Annotated in this window: 13 protein-coding genes and 1 pseudogene; 8 read left to right on the top strand and 6 right to left on the bottom strand. The window is 61.2% G+C overall.

Annotated features, from left to right (window positions below; translation table 11 throughout):
- Positions 1-65 precede the first annotated feature (65 nt).
- Both ACIPQ1_RS12320 and ACIPQ1_RS12315 read left to right on the top strand, forming a co-directional pair.
- Positions 66-833, top strand: a pseudogene (locus ACIPQ1_RS12320) (PAS domain-containing protein); the annotation flags it as partial.
- A gap of 3 nt (positions 834-836) precedes the next feature.
- Complete coding sequence (locus ACIPQ1_RS12315; protein ID WP_411387523.1) at positions 837-1,421, top strand: methyl-accepting chemotaxis protein; 585 nt, start codon at positions 837-839, stop codon at positions 1,419-1,421.
- Here the strand turns inward: ACIPQ1_RS12315 and ACIPQ1_RS12310 are convergent.
- The 3 genes from ACIPQ1_RS12310 to ACIPQ1_RS12300 form a co-directional block, all read right to left on the bottom strand.
- The gene (locus ACIPQ1_RS12310; RefSeq protein ID WP_446534197.1) at positions 1,402-3,051 is read right to left on the bottom strand and encodes an ATP-binding response regulator; all 1,650 of its coding nucleotides are present in this window, start codon (positions 3,049-3,051) and stop codon (positions 1,402-1,404) included. The genes ACIPQ1_RS12315 and ACIPQ1_RS12310 overlap by 20 nt on opposite strands.
- A gap of 92 nt (positions 3,052-3,143) precedes the next feature.
- Positions 3,144-3,641: a hypothetical protein gene (locus ACIPQ1_RS12305; RefSeq protein ID WP_250963690.1), complete on the bottom strand. Its 498-nt coding sequence runs from the start codon at positions 3,639-3,641 to the stop codon at positions 3,144-3,146.
- A 320-nt stretch (positions 3,642-3,961) separates the two neighbouring features.
- Positions 3,962-4,600: a response regulator gene (locus ACIPQ1_RS12300; RefSeq protein WP_250963691.1), complete on the bottom strand. Its 639-nt coding sequence runs from the start codon at positions 4,598-4,600 to the stop codon at positions 3,962-3,964.
- Between the two features lie 101 nt (positions 4,601-4,701).
- Here ACIPQ1_RS12300 and ACIPQ1_RS12295 point away from each other — a divergent pair, with 101 nt between their 5' ends.
- On the top strand, positions 4,702-6,309 hold the full coding sequence (locus tag ACIPQ1_RS12295) for an ATP-binding response regulator (RefSeq protein WP_446534196.1): 1,608 nt from the start codon (positions 4,702-4,704) through the stop codon (positions 6,307-6,309).
- A 174-nt stretch (positions 6,310-6,483) separates the two neighbouring features.
- Positions 6,484-8,538 (top strand): 2Fe-2S iron-sulfur cluster-binding protein, encoded by a 2,055-nt coding sequence (locus tag ACIPQ1_RS12290; RefSeq protein ID WP_446534195.1) that lies wholly within the window; start codon positions 6,484-6,486, stop codon positions 8,536-8,538.
- A gap of 608 nt (positions 8,539-9,146) precedes the next feature.
- Here the strand turns inward: ACIPQ1_RS12290 and ACIPQ1_RS12285 are convergent.
- The gene (locus tag ACIPQ1_RS12285) at positions 9,147-9,788 is read right to left on the bottom strand and encodes a LysE family translocator (protein WP_250964806.1); all 642 of its coding nucleotides are present in this window, start codon (positions 9,786-9,788) and stop codon (positions 9,147-9,149) included.
- A gap of 151 nt (positions 9,789-9,939) precedes the next feature.
- Between ACIPQ1_RS12285 and ACIPQ1_RS12280 the strand changes: the two genes are divergently transcribed.
- Positions 9,940-10,194 carry a YceK/YidQ family lipoprotein gene (locus ACIPQ1_RS12280; RefSeq protein ID WP_225917585.1) on the top strand — a complete coding sequence of 85 codons (255 nt, stop codon included), beginning with the start codon at positions 9,940-9,942 and terminating at the stop codon, positions 10,192-10,194.
- Positions 10,195-10,236: 42 nt separating this feature from the next.
- Here the strand turns inward: ACIPQ1_RS12280 and ACIPQ1_RS12275 are convergent, their stop codons facing one another.
- A complete protein-coding gene (locus ACIPQ1_RS12275; protein ID WP_446534194.1) occupies positions 10,237-11,106 on the bottom strand; it encodes an SDR family oxidoreductase in 870 nt (289 codons plus the stop codon).
- A 146-nt stretch (positions 11,107-11,252) separates the two neighbouring features.
- Between ACIPQ1_RS12275 and ACIPQ1_RS12270 the strand changes: the two genes are divergently transcribed.
- From ACIPQ1_RS12270 to ACIPQ1_RS12260, 3 genes are all read left to right on the top strand, one after another.
- On the top strand, positions 11,253-12,128 hold the full coding sequence (locus ACIPQ1_RS12270; RefSeq protein ID WP_446534193.1) for a LysR family transcriptional regulator: 876 nt from the start codon (positions 11,253-11,255) through the stop codon (positions 12,126-12,128).
- Between the two features lie 145 nt (positions 12,129-12,273).
- The gene (locus tag ACIPQ1_RS12265; protein ID WP_446534192.1) at positions 12,274-13,431 is read left to right on the top strand and encodes a response regulator; all 1,158 of its coding nucleotides are present in this window, start codon (positions 12,274-12,276) and stop codon (positions 13,429-13,431) included.
- A 56-nt stretch (positions 13,432-13,487) separates the two neighbouring features.
- Entirely contained in the window at positions 13,488-17,912 is a 4,425-nt protein-coding gene (locus tag ACIPQ1_RS12260) for a response regulator (protein ID WP_446534191.1), read from the top strand.
- Between the two features lie 43 nt (positions 17,913-17,955).
- On the opposite strand, the gene ACIPQ1_RS12255 is transcribed toward ACIPQ1_RS12260, so the two are convergent.
- A complete protein-coding gene (locus tag ACIPQ1_RS12255) occupies positions 17,956-18,411 on the bottom strand; it encodes a winged helix-turn-helix transcriptional regulator (protein ID WP_446534270.1) in 456 nt (151 codons plus the stop codon).
- Positions 18,412-18,417 lie beyond the last annotated feature (6 nt).

Genomic DNA, 18,417 nt, shown 5'->3' with positions numbered 1-18,417 from the left:
CCCCAGCCAACCCGCCGATATGAATAGAAGGTCCGGTTACTTTCAGGGTTCACCGAGGGTACGTCATGTTTAATAAAACACTAAAAAACGAACTGACGGCTAGGACGGCCGAATTGGCAACCTACAAGGGATTGGTCGGCGCCCTTGAGCGATCGATGGCGGTTATCGAATTCAGTCCCGACGGCAAGGTGCTGCGGGCGAACGAGAACTTTCTGAAAACGATGGGCTACCGTGCGGAGCAAGTGACCAGCCTGTCCCATCGGGATTTCTGCACCCCGGCGCTGGCGGGCAGCGCCGAATACCGCGAATTCTGGAACCAGTTGCGCGCCGGGCAATTCGTTTCCGGCACGTTTCAGCGCCGCAGCGCGTCAGGCCAGAACGTGTGGCTGGAAGCCAGCTATAACCCGGTGGTGGACGAACAGGGCCGCGTCGTAAAAGTAGTCAAGTACGCACTCGATGTCACTGCCAAAGTGACCGCTGAGGCCGAAACCCGTGGCCGGCTGGCGGCCCTCGACCGGGCCATGGCAGTCATCGAGTTCGACCTGGGCGGCAACATCCTGACCGCCAACGACAACTTCATGAATGTCATGAATTACTCATTGGCTGAACTCAAGGGCAAGCACCACCGGATGTTTTGCGAACCGAGCCTGGTGGGCAGCTCGGAGTACAGCGATTTCTGGCGTCGTCTCAACGCCGGTGAGTTTTTCAGCGGGCAATTCAAGCGCCTCGGCAAGAACGGCAGAGTCGTCTGGCTGGAAGCCAGCTACAACCCGGTCTACGACGCCGAAGGCAAGTTGTGCAAAATCGCGAAGTTCGCCAGCGACATCACCGAGCGGGTGGAGAAATTCGAAGAGGATTCCCGCGGCGCGTCCCGGGCGTACCACATCTCCGCCGAGACCGAGCGGGTGGCCGAACAGGGCGCCCAGGTGATCCATCAGACCGCCAAGGAAATGCGCGAGATCGCCGACAACATCGGCGCCTCCGCGCGCCTGGTTGGGCAACTGGGGGCGCGTTCGGAAGAGATCACCGCCATCGTCAACACCATTCGCGGCATTGCCGACCAGACCAACCTGCTGGCCCTCAACGCGGCCATCGAGGCGGCGCGGGCTGGCGATCAGGGGAGGGGGTTCGCGGTGGTGGCCGACGAGGTCCGGCAACTGGCCGGGCGCACCAGTCGCTCCACGTCGGAGATCGCCGAAATGATCGGCATGATCCTCTCCGAAACCCGCGATGCCGTCGCGAGCATGAACGTGACCCATGAGGGCGCCTTGCGTGGCGTCACCCTGGCAGACCAGGCCGGATCGGTCATCGTGCAGATCCGGAACGGGACCACCGATGCCCTCGATGCGGTGAGCATGTTTGCGTCCAAGCTCGACGAGTCCGAGGTGATTCCCAAGACGGCTATCGGCTGGGTGGGTTGAGGTGAGCTGAGTCCGCGCCCCTGCGATCCATGCGTTTGACGAGCTCGAGCAATACCGCTCGCAGCTCCGGCGGTCGCACGGGCTTGGCCAGCACCGAGATGTTCAGGCTGTGCAGCGATTGGCGTATCCGCTCGATCTCATGCCCGGTGATGACCAACGCAGGGACTTGCCAGCCGCGCTGCTCGCGTATCGCGGCAATGCACTCGGCGCCCGAGACTTTCGTGCCCAGGTCGAAATCGGCGATGACAATGTCGCAATCGCTGGTCAACCCCTCGCCGTCGCTGTGGGTTTCAACCTCGCAACCCCATTTTTCCAGGAGCGCCGACGTCGCCATCAGCACGTTGGCGTCGTCTTCTACCAAGCACACGCGCAATCCGTCCAGGCGATTCTGGACGGGCGCTACCTTGGGTTCCATGAACCTTGGAGCCGCCAGTTCCAGGCCGCTGATTGCCACCTGGGTGCCTTGGCCGACCTTGGAGCGGATGTGTATATCGACACCGAGGATCTGGCTGATGCGCTTGACGATGGACAGGCCCAGGCCTAGACCCTCGACATCTTTATCGCGTACATGGCGCACGCGGTAGAACTCCTTGAACACTTGCGGCAGATGCTCGGCGGCGATGCCGCGGCCCTTGTCGTAGATCACCACCGCCAGGCGCTTGCCCTGGCGACGCACGCCAATGAGTACCGGTTGGCCGGGCGCGTATTTGAGGGCGTTGGACAACAGGTTCTGGATCATTGTGGTCAGCATGCCCGGATTGACGTTGACCCAATAAGGGCAGGCGCGCAGGCGCAGCTCGACCCCGGCCCAGCGAGCCGCCTCGGTGTTCTGCTTGACCACGTCCTGCAATAAGGCCCCCAAGTGAATGGTGTCGGCCTGGGGTACCAGCTTGCCGTGATCCAGGGTGTAGATATCGAGGATCGAACGGAACAACTGCGAGACGGTGTGCAGCGAGCGGTCGATATTGTCCACCAGCCGCAGTTCTTCCATGCCCAGCCTGGCGTCACGCAGGCAGGCGGTGAACAGGCCGATGGAGTGGATCGGTTGGCGCAGGTCGTGGCTGGCCTGGGCGAGGAACCGCGACTTCTCCTGGTTGGCCAAAAGCGCTTCCTCGGAGGCAATGCGTGTGCGCTTGAGCAGAATGTGCGCATAGGCTGGCACCACGATGGTGGTGACGATCAGCATGAGGAACATGTAGGGCTGGGTGCGCCAGAAGGGTTGAAGGCAGAAAATCAGCACCAGGGTCGACAGCGCGATAACGGTGGCCAGCGCCAGGTAGCGCGAGCCGAAGCGCATGCCATTACCCAAGGTTACCCAGAGCAGTGCTGCGTAGATCGGCAGTGCACTTTCACCTCCCAGCACCATGGCGAAAGCGATGCCTGTGTAGTCATGCAGCATCGTGAAAAGGCGTCGCCAGAAGAAGTGTCCTGGCCAGCGCTTGATGATCATGCGCAGGAACACCGAGACGAAAATGAACGTGCCGATGTAAATAATGATGGGCACGTAGCTGGCGGCGTCTTCTGGATACAGGCCGGCCAGGATGACGATATACAAGAGCGCACAGGCGCTGACGGTCAGGCGTAACGTGGCCTGGTCGAGTTCACTGTTCTTTTCCACCGGCTTTGGCATCTCATGACTTTTGATGCCTCCAAGCGTAGCCGCTAGCCTCGGTGAAGGCTGGGGACAGGCTGGCGCTGTCCCCAACGGATGGCGCCATTGCGTCAGTAGACCCTGTAGTACTTCACGACATCGTCGATGAAATAGATGGTCAATACCGAACCTTGGGTCTGGCTTTGGCCAGTTTTCGTGCCGGTCACGCTGCTGACGTCATTGGCCACGGTTTGTGCCTTGGCCAGTTGCGCCGAGGTTTCATACATCTTCAGGCTCGTTTCGGTCGACACGTACTTGTGAGCCAACTTCATGTACTTATCGAGGCCCTCATCATTCTTTTCATAGGTCCAGTTCGACTCGTTGCTGGTGCTGGTCGAATTGAGTTCCTCATTGGTCGGCGCACCGAACATCTGCGTGATCTGGCCTTTTGTCGTCTTGCCCGGAATGATCGTTTGCTTGAGGTAGGTGACGTCGTACTTCTGGGTTCCCTGGTTCAGGGTGTTCATCAACTTACCCAAGTCACCGGTGTTCGCACAGCCGTTGAGTACGCCCGCCAGCACGCACAGTGCCAATCCATTTCCAAGTGTTTTTCCATAGTTGAAGGACATAATGACTTTCCTTGAGTTGATGTCAGGACCCTTCCACTTCAACCGGGCAGACGGTGAAGTTGATCCAGCATTGCGCCGCCGAGCGATTTATTTAATCCACGGGCTTGGCACGCCGTAACTTTTCAATAGGCACAGTGATACGGCACGGCGTAGGTAGGGCGCGTTGGTTTTGTTTTATGTTTGGCTGTTCGAGCCGCTTTTCTTCAGAGCGTCTTCAGCTTAGGGGGAGAGTACGGAGCGAAGCTATAGTACAAGTGTGCTATGGCCTTGGCGGCGGGCAGGGGGGATAACGCTCAATGATTATTCACGACGTCATACCTTCACGTCTGCGGTTTGCCCAACCATCCGCCATCGCCTGGAACGTTGGGAAATTGCGCCGCAGCCGCTGAACGTGTGGGAACACCCAGGGATTTGAGCAGGCTTGAGACATGGATGCGTACCGTGAAGGGGGAAATGCCCAGCGCCCGGGCTATTTCCTTGTTGGTCTTGCCGGCGGCGATCAAACCAAGCACTTGTCGCTGACGAGCGGTCAGTTGCGAAAGTGCATCATCCAAGATGGCGTTTTCCGCCTGATACTTGACCACTACTTCGCCTTCGCGAATTGCCATGATGGCGTCGGCGATATCGGCGGGGTCGATATTCTTACCGATGAAACCGTCGGCACCCAGCGCCATTACCTGGGAAATAACATCCCTGTCATCCACCATCGAAACCACAATGATCGAGGTGCGTTTGAACTCATGCCGCAACTGGCTTATGACCTGCAGCGATTTAATACCGGGGAAGCGCAAATCCAGCACCAAGGAGTCCACTTCCACGCCGGACCGCGCCAGAGCCAGCACTTCGTCCAGATTACCAGCTTGTTCTATGGTGGCCGTCGGCAGAAGCCGTTCGATGGTTCTCAACATACCTTCACGAAACAAAGGATGGTCATCGGCCACAATAACTCGGCAGGTCATGCTTCAGATCCTTCTGAGTTCAAGTTCGCGCATCGTAACCTAAACTGCTCCCTCGGGTTTCAAGTTTGAAACAACCTTTCGTGTGGAATAATCCTGTGGTTATGACGGAAAAGAATAGCGAGCTTGATCAAGCGACGCTGAGATTGACGGTCGGTGCCTGTACGGCGCTCTACATCATTGTGGTGGCCTGTCTGGCCAGTGATTTCGAAACGTATGTACCGATCCTGTGGTACATGGCCTTTTTCTTTGGCGCCGCGGTCCCGCTGCGGATGGCGATCAAGCGTTGGCCCGGGCACTTCTTCCTGCGTCGTCTTTTTGCGATGACCCTGGATTATGCAAGCCTCGCCTTCGCCTTGATCGTGGGTGGGGAGGGACTGCTACCGGTGTACGCGGCATTGCTCTGGGTCACGTTGGGCAATGGCATGCGTTTCGGCTCGCGCTACCTGGCGCTGGCGACCGCTATCGCGCTGTCGACCCTGGTGGTGATTTTCCTGCTCACGCCGTTCTGGCGTGGCCAGCCCTACCTGTTCCTGATGCTGATCGTCACCACCATCGTGGTGCCTGCCTACGCGCATATCCTGTTGACCCGTACCCGCATCGCTTCGGAAGAGGCGATTGCCGCGAACCAGGAAAAGTCCCGCTTCCTGGCCCAGGCCAGCCATGACTTGCGCCAGCCGATTCACTCGATCGGTTTGTTTACCGCTTGCCTGCGCGATGCCCGGCTGGGGCAGGAAGAGTTGCGACTGGTGGACAATATCGACCGTTCGTTGCACATCGTGTCGCAGCTGTTTCGTTCGATCCTGGACATCTACACCCTCGATAACGGCCAACTTGAACCGCAGGCCGAACCCGTGCACCTGGGCACGTTGCTCCAGGACGTGGTCAAGCAAAACACCGAAGCCGCCCGCTGGGCCGGGGTCGAATTGCGCCTGCGACCTTGTCGGCACTGGGTCAATGTCAACGCCGGGCTGTTGGCGACCATGGTGCAGAACCTGATCTCCAATACGCTCAAATACGCCCCCGGCCAACCGGTGTTGATCGGCGTGCGTCCGAAAGGCCGTGGCTTGGCCATTGTCATTTACGACAAGGGCCGGGGCATTGCCGCCGAGCATCTGCCCGAGGTGTTCAAGGAGTTTTATCGGGTACGCCACGTCCGGGACAAGGACGTCGAAGGACTGGGCCTGGGGTTGTCCATCGTCAAGCGAATCAGCCAGTTGATCAACCTGGAGATCCGGTTGGACTCCCGCCTGGGCAAGGGGACACGCGCGATGATCCAGGGGCTGGAAAGGGTCGCGCCAAGGGTTGTGGCGCACAGGCCGGTGCCCACGCAAGGGCGTTTGCAAGGTTTGCGGGTGTGCCTGGTGGAGGACGACGCCAACGTGCTGATGGCAACGTCAGCGCTACTGGAAAAATGGGGCTGCGAAGTGGAAATCCACAGCGATGGGGTCGGGGTGACCAGTAACTGCGACATCATCATTGCCGACTTCGACCTGGGTACGAAGGTCTCCGGTTCCGAATGCATCGCCGCGATTCGCGAACAACGGGGCTGGGAAGTCCCCGCCATGATCATGACCGGCCATGACATCGAAAGAATTCGTCATTCGCTGCACCACATGAACATTTCAATCCTGGCCAAGCCCGTGCGACCTCCGGAGTTGCGGGTGACCCTGCTCGAATTGACCAAGCATTTCGCCCGTGTCAGGACCTGAGCCCACCCTTCCATTTTATGAAACGGTGGATTGCAGTTTGTGCGTATTCCTGCGCAGCCGCTTTGGGCAGAAGATGACGCCAGCCACTTGCACGCCCGTGCAGAAGCTGGCGGAGAGTCCTTAACCATAGCGCACTGGCGCAGGCATTCATGCTGCGGGTGCGAGGAGTCGCAGATGGACGAAGTCGTGAAAGCCAAAACCTCGCCCTGGCACGAAGGCGAGCTGACCCTGCAGCGCGCCGTCGGGGCCGTCGACATGATGGCCAGTGTCGGCCAACGGCAACTGGCCCGCACATGGATGCCGGACCAGCACCGGGCGTTCTACGCCCAGTTGCCTTTCGTGGTGCTGGGTGCGGTGGATCGACAAGGCGACGTCTGGGCAACCCTGCGCGCAGGACAACCGGGCTTCATGAACTCGCCCGATCCGCAGACCCTGCACATCAACCTCGAGCCCGAGCCGAACGACCCGGCCCAGGAAGGCATGGGCGAGGGCGATGCCATCGGCATGCTGGGGATCGAATTGCACACTCGGCGACGTAATCGCATGAACGGCGTCGTGCGCCGTCAGCTTGCCCCAGGGTTGGAGGTTGCCGTGAGCCAGGCCTACGGCAACTGCCCTCGCTACATCAATCTGCGCCAGTACCATTTTGTCGATGCGCAGGCTGTTGCGCCGCGTCAATTGACCGTCTCGGACCCGCTGGTGCGGCGCCTGGTGACGGCGGCCGATTCGTTTTATATCGCCACCTATGTGGTGCGTGACGGCGAGCGGCAGGTCGATGCCTCTCATCGCGGCGGCAAGCCGGGTTTCGTGCGCATGGACGAAGACGGATCGCTGACCATCCCGGACTTTTCCGGCAATCTGTTCTTCAACACCTTGGGCAATATCCTGCTCAACCCTCGGGCCGGGCTGGTGTTCGTCGATTTCCAGACCGGCGATCTGCTGCAAATGAGCGGTTCGGCGCAAGTGCTGCTGGACGATCCCGAGATCAGTGCCTTCCAGGGCGCCGAGCGGCTGCTGCGCTTCACGCCGCAGCGCATCGTCCATCGCCCGGCCGCCATCGCGCTGCGTTGGAAGGACCAGGACGAGGGCGACTCGCCCAATTCATTGATGACCGGCAGTTGGGAGCAGGCCGCCGAGCGCTTGCAGGCCGAGGCGCTGCGCAGCCGTTGGCGTTCGTTGCAGGTTGAGCGGGTGGTGGACGAGAGCCCAGACATTCGTTCGTTCTACCTACAGGCGAGCGATGGCTTGGGGTTGCCCCGGTTTGAAGCCGGGCAACATGTGCCGGTGCGAATTCTGTTGGAGGGGCACAAAGCCCCGTCGATCCGGACCTATAGCGTCTCAAGCGCACCGTCGGATGATTTCCTGCGCATCAGCGTCAAGCGCGATGGATCGGTGTCTTCCCATCTGCATGAACAAGTGCGGGCGCTGCATGAGATCGAAGCGCGGGCGCCCCAGGGGCACTTCACGGTCCAGCCCACCGAGCGCCGTCCGTTGGTATTGCTGGCCGCGGGGGTGGGCATCACGCCGCTGTTGTCGATGTTGCGCGAGGTGGTTTACCAGGGGCAGCGTATCAGCCGCATGCGCCCGGTCTGGCTGGTGCAAAGCGCCCGCTCGGTGGCCGACCTGGCGTTCCGTGAAGAGATCGACGAGCTGGCCGCCCGTGCCGGCGACAAGCTGCAGGTGCTGCGCATGGTCAGCCAACCGCCCACCGAGGCGGGGGCAGGTGAAGGCTACGATCTGGCAGGACGGATCGATGTGGAACTGCTCAAGCGGCTGCTGCCGCTCAATGACTACGATTTCTACCTGTGCGGGCCAGGCAGCTTTACCCAGGCGCTGTATGACGGGCTGCGTAAATTGCGCATTCCTGACGACCGCATCCATGCGGAAACCTTCGGGCCTTCCACCCTCGTGCGGGATATCGAAGTCAGTGTCCCGGCGCCCCAGCAAGTACCGGCCGCGAGCGAGGCGGTGAAGGTCTTGTTCGCCAGTTCCGGCAAGGAAGCTCGTTGGGAGCCTGGCAGTGGAACGCTGCTGGAGCTGGCCGAAGCGCGCGGCCTGACGCCGGAATTCAGTTGCCGCGGCGGTTCCTGCGGCACCTGCAAAACCCGCTTGAGCCGCGGCCAGGTGCATTACCTGAGCCAGCCGGCCGAACCGGTGGGCGAAGGTGAAGTGCTGATCTGCTGCGCCGTGCCGGCCCAAGGGAGCGAGCCGTTGGTGCTTGAGGTTTAGATCCCTCGGCGCAACGAAGGCGGTGTGTCAGTTTGCGGTGATGTTGGATGGGCCGGCCTCATCGCGAGCAAGCTCGCTCCCACATTGGATACTCAGTGAACACAAATCTTGTGCCCGGCCCCAAATCCCTGTGGGAGCGAGCCTGAACTCGCGAAGGCGGTGTGTCAGTTTGCGGTGATGTTGGATGGGATGGCCTCATCGCGAGCAAGCTCGCTCCCACATTGGATACTCAGTGAACACAAATCTTGTGCCCGGCCCCAAATCCCCTGTGGGAGCGAGCCTGCTCGCGAAGGCGGTGTGTCAGTTTGCGGTAATGTTGGATGGGATGGCCTCATCGCGAGTTCAAGCTCGCTCCCACATTGGATACTCAGTGAACACAAATCTTATATCCGGCCCCCAATCCCTGTGGGAGCGAGCCCGCTCGCGAAGGCGGCGTGTCAGTTTGCGGTGATGTTGGATGGGCCGGCCTCATCGCGAGCAAGCTCGCTCCCACATTGGATACTCAGTGCACATAAATCTTGTGCCCGGCCCCAAATCCCCTGTGGGAGCGAGCTTGCTCGCGATGACGGTGGTTCAGTCACCTGGATTTCACGCAGCAAGCCCCCCTCCTAAGCGGCTGGCCGACGCATCGCCAGGATGGCCGCACCGAAGCCGATGAAGGTCGAGCCGACGAGCCGGCTGATCCACACGGAAAATTCGGGCCGTTTCAACACGCCTTTGGCCTGGGCGGCAATGGCTGCATACAGGCTCAAGGACACCAGCGACAAGCCGGCGAATATCGATGTCAGAATCAGGAACTGCGGCAGCAGCGCGGCGCTCTGGTCGATGAATTGCGGGAACAGGGCGGTGAAGAACATCGTCGCCTTTGGGTTGGTGATGGCCGTCAGGAACGCCGACTTGTACAGTTTTGAACGCGATGGCTTGCGGGTCGTGCCATCCACTTGCACATCCGGCGTAAGTATCGGGCTCTTCTTGAACAACTGCTTGGCACCCAGGTAGAACAGATAACCGGCCCCCAGGACTTTCACCGCATTGAACAGCCATTCGGAACTGGCGAGCAACGCGCCGAGGCCCAGCATGGCGGCGGCCGACAGGCAGAACAGCCCGCTGGCGTTGCCCACCGATGACCACACCGCGTAGCGCGGGCCGTAGGCCAGGCTGTTATTGATCGCCATCAAGGTGGCAGGTCCAGGACTGGCGATAGCGATGGCCGCGACCAGGGTAAAGGCGAGAATCGAGTGCAGTTCCATTGTTCACATTCGCGACTGATTGACAGGGTGAGCATCCTACAGGAGAACCTGGCGTCGCCGCTTCAGTCTTCCAACATGCCCTATAGGTCGTCCGCCATCGGTGCTACAGTCCAGCCTTTCAGGGAGAGCGAGCGTCATGCGGATCGTAATAATGACTTTGATCATGGCGCTGCTGGCAGGCTGTGCGACGGCCAACGAAACCTTTGGCATGGGGCAACTCTGCGGCCGCCAGCCATACTGCGGTGCGGCCACCGATATCGAGATCATCAAGGGCGCGACGAACGACAACGACGTTTACTCACGCGCGCTGGCGCCGTTTGCAATCATTGACCTGCCTTTCAGTATCGTCGCCGATACGTTGATCCTGCCCTATACGATTTTTCATATGAGGCCTGCCGAGGAGTAGGTCTCTCCAAATGATTCGGACCCACTCCCTCGCGCCAGGGGATCAAACCCCGGCGACGGCCTCGCGAACGAAGTCTTCATAGGTGCGCAACGGGCGTCCAAGGATCGCCTGTAACCGTTCCACGGTTCCTTCGGCCGCCTGCATGCCAAACGTCTGGATGCCAGTCATCATCAGGCGCATGTCATAAGCCAGCCACGCGGGACCGTACGCCGCCAATTGCGCTTCGAAGGCGGCCACATCGTCACCGCCATAGCCGACCTCGCGACCCAGGGCGGCACTCCAGATTTTCGCCACGGCGGCACCGGTCAGTACTTGCGGGCCGACCAGGTCCAGGGTGACCCGATCCAGGGCCGAAGGCGCCCTGTCGCGGCGCAGCAGCTCGGCGACGGCAATGTCGGCGATGTCGCGGGCATCGATCATCGACACGCCCACCGAGCCGATCGGCATCGGGTACACCGAATAGTCCCGGATCGTCTGCTGGACCATCGATTCGTTCTGCATGAAGTAAGCCGGCCGCAGGATGGTTGCCGGGATGTCGAGGCTTTCGATCATGCGCTCGACCGTGTGCTTGCCGGTGAAGTGCGGTACCTGGGTGAACGTGTCGGCATGGATCACCGACAGGTAGACGATGCGCTCGATGCCGGCTTCGCGAGCGAGGTTCAAGGTGATGAGGGCTTGCGTCACCTCGTCGGGGGTCACGGCGTTGAGCAGGAACAGCGTCCGTGCCGACGCCAGCGCATTGCGCATCGAAGGGACGTCCGTGAGGTCGGCAACGACTTCAGCGACGCCCGCCGGGAACGTGCCTTTGCCGGGCTGGCGCACGAGGGCGTTGACCTCGGCGCCTGCGCCGGCGAGGCGTTGAATGATGAGTGAACCGAGGGTGCCCGTGGCGCCGGTAACGAGAATGCTCATTTTGAATCTCCTGCAAAAGGGTAGGGTGGGGTCAGAAAAGTCCGCTACGACCTTGTCGGCCCGTGGCGATGGGCAAACGATATTGTGTTGCAGGAGTAAAACGAAGACGCCAGGATGTAGACACTCCGTTGCATAAGTGGAACACCATGAACCTGAACGCGTTGACCGATTTCACCCTCGTGGCCACCAACGAAGGGTTGGGCAAGGCCAGCCGTGCCAGCGGCATATCCAAGGCCACCTTGTCGCGTCGTATCGCCGACCTTGAGGAGCAATTGGGTGTCCGGCTGATCGAGCGCAGCGCCCGCGGCCTGAAGCTCACCGAGGCCGGCGCACTGCTGTTGGCCCGGGCCGAGGGGCCATTGGCCGAGGTGGCGGAAGCCATGGCGGCGGCGAAGGAGGGCGTATCGACGCCGCGCGGACGCTTGCGTGTCGCTGCCCCGGTCCTGTTCTCGCAGCTCGCGATGGGACGCATCGGCGCCGAGTTTTGCGCGGCCTATCCTGACGTCACGATCGAGGCCATTGCCGAGGACCGTGTGGTTGATCTCGTCGAGGAACAATTTGACGTGGCGATCCGGATCAACCCGAGCCCGGACAGCGATCTGGTCGGCCGCTGCTTCGCCAAGGACCGGCTGGTTGTCGTGGCTGCGCCTGAAGTACCGAAGCCTGCGCCCGGCGCCCTCCGTTCGGTTCCCGGCATTGTGGTGTCGAGTTTCGAGCCTACCCATTGGACACTCGATGGCGGTCACCTGGTCCTGGAGCCGATCCCCAGGCTGCGCTTCTCTTCGTTCCTGATGATCCGCGATGCGGCCATCGCCGGTGGTGGGGCGGCCCTTCTCCCACAGTCGATCGCCTGGAACCCGTTGGCCAGTGGCGAGTTGGTCCAGTGGGGCACGGTAACGGGCAAGGAAGCCGAACTCTGGGTCCTGCACACGTCCCGGCGGCTGGCTGCGCCGAAGGTGCGGGCCTTTGTCGATTTCATGTGCGCCAGGTATCCGGACCTGTCGCTGATACTGAACGGATAGCGTCCTCTGCAACCGGCAGGCGGTGGGCGCTGGGCCGATGAATCGGCGGCAGCCTCGCAGAAGTGCAGCTAAGCTCACGGCCATTGAGGGGACAAAAATAAGTTTCCCTAGGGACGCCACATCTCTGGCAAGGGAGCCGCGAGCCATGAGCGCCGAACATAGCCACTATCCCCACGCCACCATTCTGGTGGTCGACGACACGCCGGATAATTTGATGTTGATGACGGACCTGCTCAAGGACCGCTATCGGGTCAAGGCCGCGAACAGTGGCGAGAAAGCCCTGCGAGTGCTCCAGGGCGATTCGCTACCGGACTTGATCCTGCTGGATGTGATGATGCCCGGGCTGTCTGGTCATGAAGTGGCGGACCAGCTCAAGCATGATCCGCGGACCTGTGACATTCCCATCATCTTCCTCACTGCTATGGCGGCGATCGAGGACGAAATCCATGGCTTGGAACTGGGCGCGGTCGACTACATCACCAAGCCGATCAGCCCACCGTTGGTGTTGGCGCGGGTGGATACGCAGCTCAAGCTCAAGGCGGCGGCAGATTTTTTGCGTGATCAGAATGACTACCTGGAGAAGGAGGTGGAGCGGCGTACCCGCGAGGTCGTGGCCATCCAGGACGTGACCATCCAGGCCATGGCCTCACTGGCAGAGACCCGCGATAACGAGACCGGCAACCATATTCGACGGACCCAGCACTACGTAAGGGTCCTGGCCGAGCAGCTGCGCGACCATCCTCGCTTCAGGCATTTCCTCAACGACGAAACGATCCGCCTGTTGTTCAAGTCGGCGCCGTTGCACGACATCGGCAAGATCGGCATTCCTGACCATATCCTCCTCAAGCCGGGACGCTTCACCCCGGAGGAATTCGAGATCATGAAAACCCACACCACGTTGGGGCGCGATGCCATCCAGCGCGCCGAGGATCAGCTCGGCGTCCAAGTGGATTTCCTCTGCCTGGCCAAAGAGATTGCCTACAGCCACCAGGAGAAATGGGACGGCAGCGGATATCCCCAAGCATTGGCAGGCGACGATATTCCTATCAGCGCCCGGCTGATGGCGGTGGCGGATGTCTATGACGCCCTGATCAGCCGACGGGTGTACAAATTGGGCATGCCCCATGAGGAGGCCGTCGAGATCATCCGGCAGGGGCGCGGCTCACATTTCGATCCGGACATCTGCGATGCCTTCCTGGCCCATGTCGAACAGTTCCAGGCGATTGCGCAGCGTTTTGCCGACAGCGATCAGGACATGGCCAAACAGGTGGCTGCTCTGGAGTGTATCGCCCAGAAACCTTGAGCGAACGACTGCGAGCCGTTTTTCCAACTTCCTAATCGTGGTCACCGGGGTATGTCATGGTCAGATTACGCACCCTGCTTGAACGTCTCCCGCTTCGCCACAAGTTGATCCTCGGTTTTGCCACGTTATTACTCCTGGTGTTGGTTCTCGGCGTGCAGAGTCTACGTACTCAGGAGTCGCTGAAGCGGGACATGCAGAATCTCTATACCCAGGAACTGGTGGGCATGGAACACCTGCACGAAGCCCGGGTGCAATTGCCGCATCTGGTGCAGGCGCTGCAGCGTGCCGTGGGGACGGACAGCGCGGACGTGCGCGTCGAGTCGCTGCAACATTTGCGTAACACTCAAACCCGGCTGCACCGGTCGCTGGCCGAGGCCAAGTCAACCTTGAGGCGCGCGGAGAACCTGGCACGTCTCGCCGAGTTCGATGTGCTGCTGCAACAGTTGCAGCGAGAGGGGGAGCGGGCCTTTGCATTGATCGATCTGGGCCGCCAGAGCCAAGCAATGTTACTGCTCAACAGCAGCGAGTTCCAACGCCTCGATCAGCAGGCCGATGCCCTGTTGCATGCAATCGCTGAGGTCAAGGAGGCTTCGATCCGCGACACGGCCAAGGAGATTGCCGACTTTGCCGAGCGCAGCACCACGCTGACCTACACCCTGTTGCTCGGCGGATTGACGCTGGCGCTGCTGCTTTGCTGGCTGGTCAGCCAGTCGATCCGCCACCCGCTGAACCGAGTGCGAGTCGCCGTGGACCAGTTGGCCGCAGGAAAGCTCGATCAGCCGATTCCGCATACGGACTTGAATAACGAGACCGGCGACCTTGCGCGGGCCATCGCCAAACTGCAAATCGAGTCTCAACAGTTGGAACGCCAGCGGTCGGTCAAGGCGCAGATCGCTCAGTTACAGATTGACCTGCAGCAAGCTGAGGCTCCCGACGAACTGGCGCAGGTGTTCCTACAGCATATGGCGAACCTGCTCGGCATTTGCCAGGGCGTTCTCTACAGCGCTCATCAGGACGCTACCCGACTGGTGCTGATGGGCGGCTATGCCACCGATTCCGAGCGGCCACCGCAGGCGCAGGTCATATTCGGCGATGGTTTGCTGGGCCAATGCGCGGTTGATCGTCAGGCACGCCAGATGCACGCGTTGCCTGAGCACTATTGGCGCCTGCATTCGCAGCTCGGTGAGATCCCCGCCACGTGCCTGGTGCTGCAACCGATTCAGCGTGGAGAGCGGCTGCTCGGCGTGCTCGAACTCGCTGGATTAAAACCCTTGGATGATGATCAGTCACTGCTGCTTCAGGAGGCGACCCCTCGCTTGGCTGCGGCGATGGCCATCCTGGAACGTAATCAGGCCGTCCAGGTACTGCTGGCGGAAACCCGTCGGCAAGCCGATGAAATGGCGGAACAGGCGCTGCAGTTGGAGCGTCAGGCCCAGGAGCTCGAAGCCCAGCAATCGGCACTGCGCGCCACCGAGGCCTGGTATCGCGGGATCATCGAGGCGGCACCGGACGGCATGCTGGTCGTGGGGGCTGACGGGCGCATCCTGCGGACCAACCAGCAATTGGACCGGTTGTTCGGCTACAGCGCTGGCGAGTTGGTGGGCGAGGCTATCGAGCGTCTGGTGCCGGTGGCGAGTCGCGGGCGCCACGTCGAGTTGCGCAACGGCTTCATTGCCCACGGCGATACTCGGCAGATGGGTGCCGGCCTGGACGACCTGCAGGGGGTACGCAAGGATGGCAGTCTGTTTTCGGTGGAGATCGGCCTGTCGCGCCTGCCGAGCCTGGAGGGCCGTGGGGTATGCGTGTGTGCCTCGGTGCGTGACGTCACCGAGCGTCGCCAGTTGCAGGCGGCGCTCAAAGTCAGCGAGGAACAACTGCGCGCGGTACTCGACAGCAGCCCGGTGGCCATGTTGATCAGGGACATTGAAGGTCGTCCGACCTACTGCAACCCGCAGTTCGAAAACCTGTTCGGTGTCGATATCATTCAACTCGAAGGCACCGATCCGGGGCGTTTCTGGGTTGATCAGCAGGCACACCAGCGCTTTGTCGCAGCAGCAGAGCAGGGCGCGGTGCTGAACTTCGAAGCCACTTTGCAGCGTCGCGAGGGTGAGCGCTTCGAGGTACTGGTTTCGGCGGCGACGCTGGAGCAGCGCGAGCGAGTCATTCGCGCCAACTGGTACTTCGACATTACCGATCGCAAGGCCGCCGAGGCCGAGGTGCACCTGGCGCGGGAGATCGCCGAGGAAGCGACCCGGGCCAAGAGCGAATTCCTGGCCACCATGAGCCACGAGATCCGCACGCCGATGAACGCGATTATTGGCATGAGCCACCTGGCCCTGCGCACCGAGCTGGACCATCGGCAGCGCAACTACATCGAGAAGGTGCACCGCTCGGCGGAGAATCTGCTGGGGATCATCAACGACATCCTGGACTTCTCCAAGATCGAGGCCGGGAGGATGCACATCGAGGCTATTCCCTTCCACTTGGAAGACGTGTTCGACGGCTTCGTCAGCATGATTGGCCTGAAGGTCGAGGACAAAGGCCTGGAGCTGCTGTTCAATACCCCGGCAGGGCTGCCGACGGCGCTGATCGGCGATCCGTTGCGCCTGGGCCAGGTGTTGATCAACCTGGGCAACAATGCGGCAAAGTTCACTGAGCAAGGCGAGGTCGTGGTGGGTGTGGAGCGACTGGGTGGCGGCGAGGAACAGGCACAGTTGCATTTCTGGGTGCGCGACAGTGGCATAGGCATGAGCCCCGAGCAATGCAGTCGGCTGTTCCAACCCTTCAGCCAGGCCGATAGCTCCACCACGCGCAAGTACGGTGGCACCGGTCTGGGTCTGGCCATTTCCAAGCACTTGGTGGAGCTGATGGGCGGACGAATCTGGGGAGAAAGCGAACTCGGCCAGGGCTCGGTCTTCCATTTCGAGGTGAGCCTCGGCGTGCAGCGCGACGCTGTGCCGCGGCGAATGTTTACGGCCGATGAGCTACTCGGCGTTCGCGTGCTGGTGGTTGACGACAACGCCAGCGCGCGCGAGATTCTCTCCAGCATGGCGCGCAGTTTTGGTGTCGAGGTGGACGTGGCACAGAGTGGTCGCGCGGCGTTGGGGATGCTGGTGGAGGCGGAGCGCAAGACACTGCCCTATGACTTGGTGTTGATGGATTGGCGCATGCCCGGCATGGACGGTGTGGAAACGGTGCGACAGATGCATGCCACCGACCTGGCGCAAACACCTTCGGTCATTATGGTCACCGCATTCGGGCGCGAGGAGGCGCGCGAAGAGGCCAGCCGGCACGGCATCCAGTTGCCGGTGGTGCTGACCAAACCGGTGACGCCGTCCACGCTGCTCGAGGCGATCGGCACGGTGCTCGGCAAGGTCCCTCAGGCCGACACTCGGGCCGGTGAGCGATCCGGGCAGAATGCCAATGCGATGGCTAGCCTGCGTGGCGCGCGCCTGCTGCTTGTTGAAGATAATGAACTGAACCGCGAGTTGGCCTGCGAGCTGCTGGGCAGCGCTGGCATCGAACTGTGCGTGGCCATCCATGGTGAAGAAGCACTCGACCTGTTGGCGCACGATGATGATTTCGACGGCGTACTGATGGACTGCCAGATGCCAGTCATGGATGGTTATACCGCTACTCGCAAGATTCGCGAGCAGTCGCGCTGGGCTGAGTTGCCGGTGATCGCCATGACCGCCGACGCCATGGCGGGAGACCGGGAGCGGGCCTTGGCCAGCGGTATGAACGACCATATCTCCAAGCCGCTGAACGTCGAGGGCATGTTCGTCACACTGGCCAAGTGGATACATCCTGCGCCCGGTCGTAACGCCCAGGCGCAGGAAACTTCAGCGTTGCCCATACCGGCTGGCAAGCACTTGTCCGCTGAACTTCCGGGCATCGACCAGAGAGCCGGCCTGGCCACTTGCATGGGCAAGGTCGACCTTTACCTGCGCCTGCTGCGCAAGTTCATCTCCAGTCACCGTGCCTTCAGCACCGAGTTCCTGGCCGCCCGTAGCGATGATGATTGTTCAGTGTCGACACGCCTGGCCCATACCCTGCGCGGCACAGCGGGCAACATCGGCGCCAATGACGTCGCGAGCGCTGCCGCCGACTTGGAGCAGGCCTGCCTGACCGGCTCCCAGGAGGAGGTCGTGGCTGATCGGCTGGTGGAGGTGGAGCGCTGCCTAAATCTAGTGCTGGAAGGGCTGGCGGGGCTAACGGAGCCGGGGCCAGCCACCGAGTCGCTGCCTGTGTCACATTCCGACGCCGAGTTACAGGCGCGGCTGGCCCAAGCCAGGGACTTGCTGGTCGAGAGTGATACGCAGGCGCTGACGGTCCTGCACCCGCTGCCGAGGCTGACCTCCGACCCCAGGCTGGCCGAGCAGTTGCGCCGGGTCGTCCAGCACGCCGAGCGTTTCGATTTCGACCAGGCCTTGGCGTTGCTGGAAAACCTGGCCGGGTCGAGTCAAAAGGCCGTGAAGTAATGACCTCGAAATCGTCCTGGCAAGGGGGGATTCTACCGTCGCTTTACGATTCGCCAACAATCCGTCTCAATCTGTGGCAATCAAACGGTCCAAGTTTTGCCCCGCTTGCCGAGCGAACCTCCATCGGCATGAGCGCCTGGCCGGAGGCGTTGTCCAGCAGCACGGAGCGCGTTTCTCCCGGCTCGAACAGGAAGCGTTCGCCCCATTGCCGCAGGCTGACCACCACCGGAAAGATCTCCCGTCCTTTCTCTGTCAGGACGTATTCCTTGTAGGCGCTTCCATCCGAGGCGGGGCGAACATCGAACACGCCGACCTCGACCAAGGCTTTGAGCCTCGATGCCAGGATGTTCTTGGCCACGCCCAGGCTTTTTTGAAATTCACTGAAGCGGCGGATGTCGTCGAAGGCGTCGCGGATGATCATCAGCGACCAACGATCGCCTATCACGCCGAGTGTCCTGGCGACCGGGCATTCGTTGTTTTGCGATGGAGCCGTTTCCATTTCATT

This window comes from Pseudomonas sp. LARHCG127 (genome assembly GCF_052871455.1).
This window is presented reverse-complemented; position numbering and strand designations above follow the sequence as displayed.

Coding starts and splice junctions, on each gene's coding strand:
- ACIPQ1_RS12310 (WP_446534197.1), bottom strand. CDS start 3,051: ATGCCAAAGCCGGTGGAAAAGAACAGTGAACTCGACCAGGCCACGTTA.
- ACIPQ1_RS12305 (WP_250963690.1), bottom strand. CDS start 3,641: ATGTCCTTCAACTATGGAAAAACACTTGGAAATGGATTGGCACTGTGC.
- ACIPQ1_RS12300 (WP_250963691.1), bottom strand. CDS start 4,600: ATGACCTGCCGAGTTATTGTGGCCGATGACCATCCTTTGTTTCGTGAA.
- ACIPQ1_RS12295 (WP_446534196.1), top strand. CDS start 4,702: ATGACGGAAAAGAATAGCGAGCTTGATCAAGCGACGCTGAGATTGACG.
- ACIPQ1_RS12290 (WP_446534195.1), top strand. CDS start 6,484: ATGGACGAAGTCGTGAAAGCCAAAACCTCGCCCTGGCACGAAGGCGAG.
- ACIPQ1_RS12285 (WP_250964806.1), bottom strand. CDS start 9,788: ATGGAACTGCACTCGATTCTCGCCTTTACCCTGGTCGCGGCCATCGCT.
- ACIPQ1_RS12280 (WP_225917585.1), top strand. CDS start 9,940: ATGACTTTGATCATGGCGCTGCTGGCAGGCTGTGCGACGGCCAACGAA.
- ACIPQ1_RS12275 (WP_446534194.1), bottom strand. CDS start 11,106: ATGAGCATTCTCGTTACCGGCGCCACGGGCACCCTCGGTTCACTCATC.
- ACIPQ1_RS12270 (WP_446534193.1), top strand. CDS start 11,253: ATGAACCTGAACGCGTTGACCGATTTCACCCTCGTGGCCACCAACGAA.
- ACIPQ1_RS12265 (WP_446534192.1), top strand. CDS start 12,274: ATGAGCGCCGAACATAGCCACTATCCCCACGCCACCATTCTGGTGGTC.
- ACIPQ1_RS12260 (WP_446534191.1), top strand. CDS start 13,488: ATGGTCAGATTACGCACCCTGCTTGAACGTCTCCCGCTTCGCCACAAG.
- ACIPQ1_RS12255 (WP_446534270.1), bottom strand. CDS start 18,411: ATGGAAACGGCTCCATCGCAAAACAACGAATGCCCGGTCGCCAGGACA.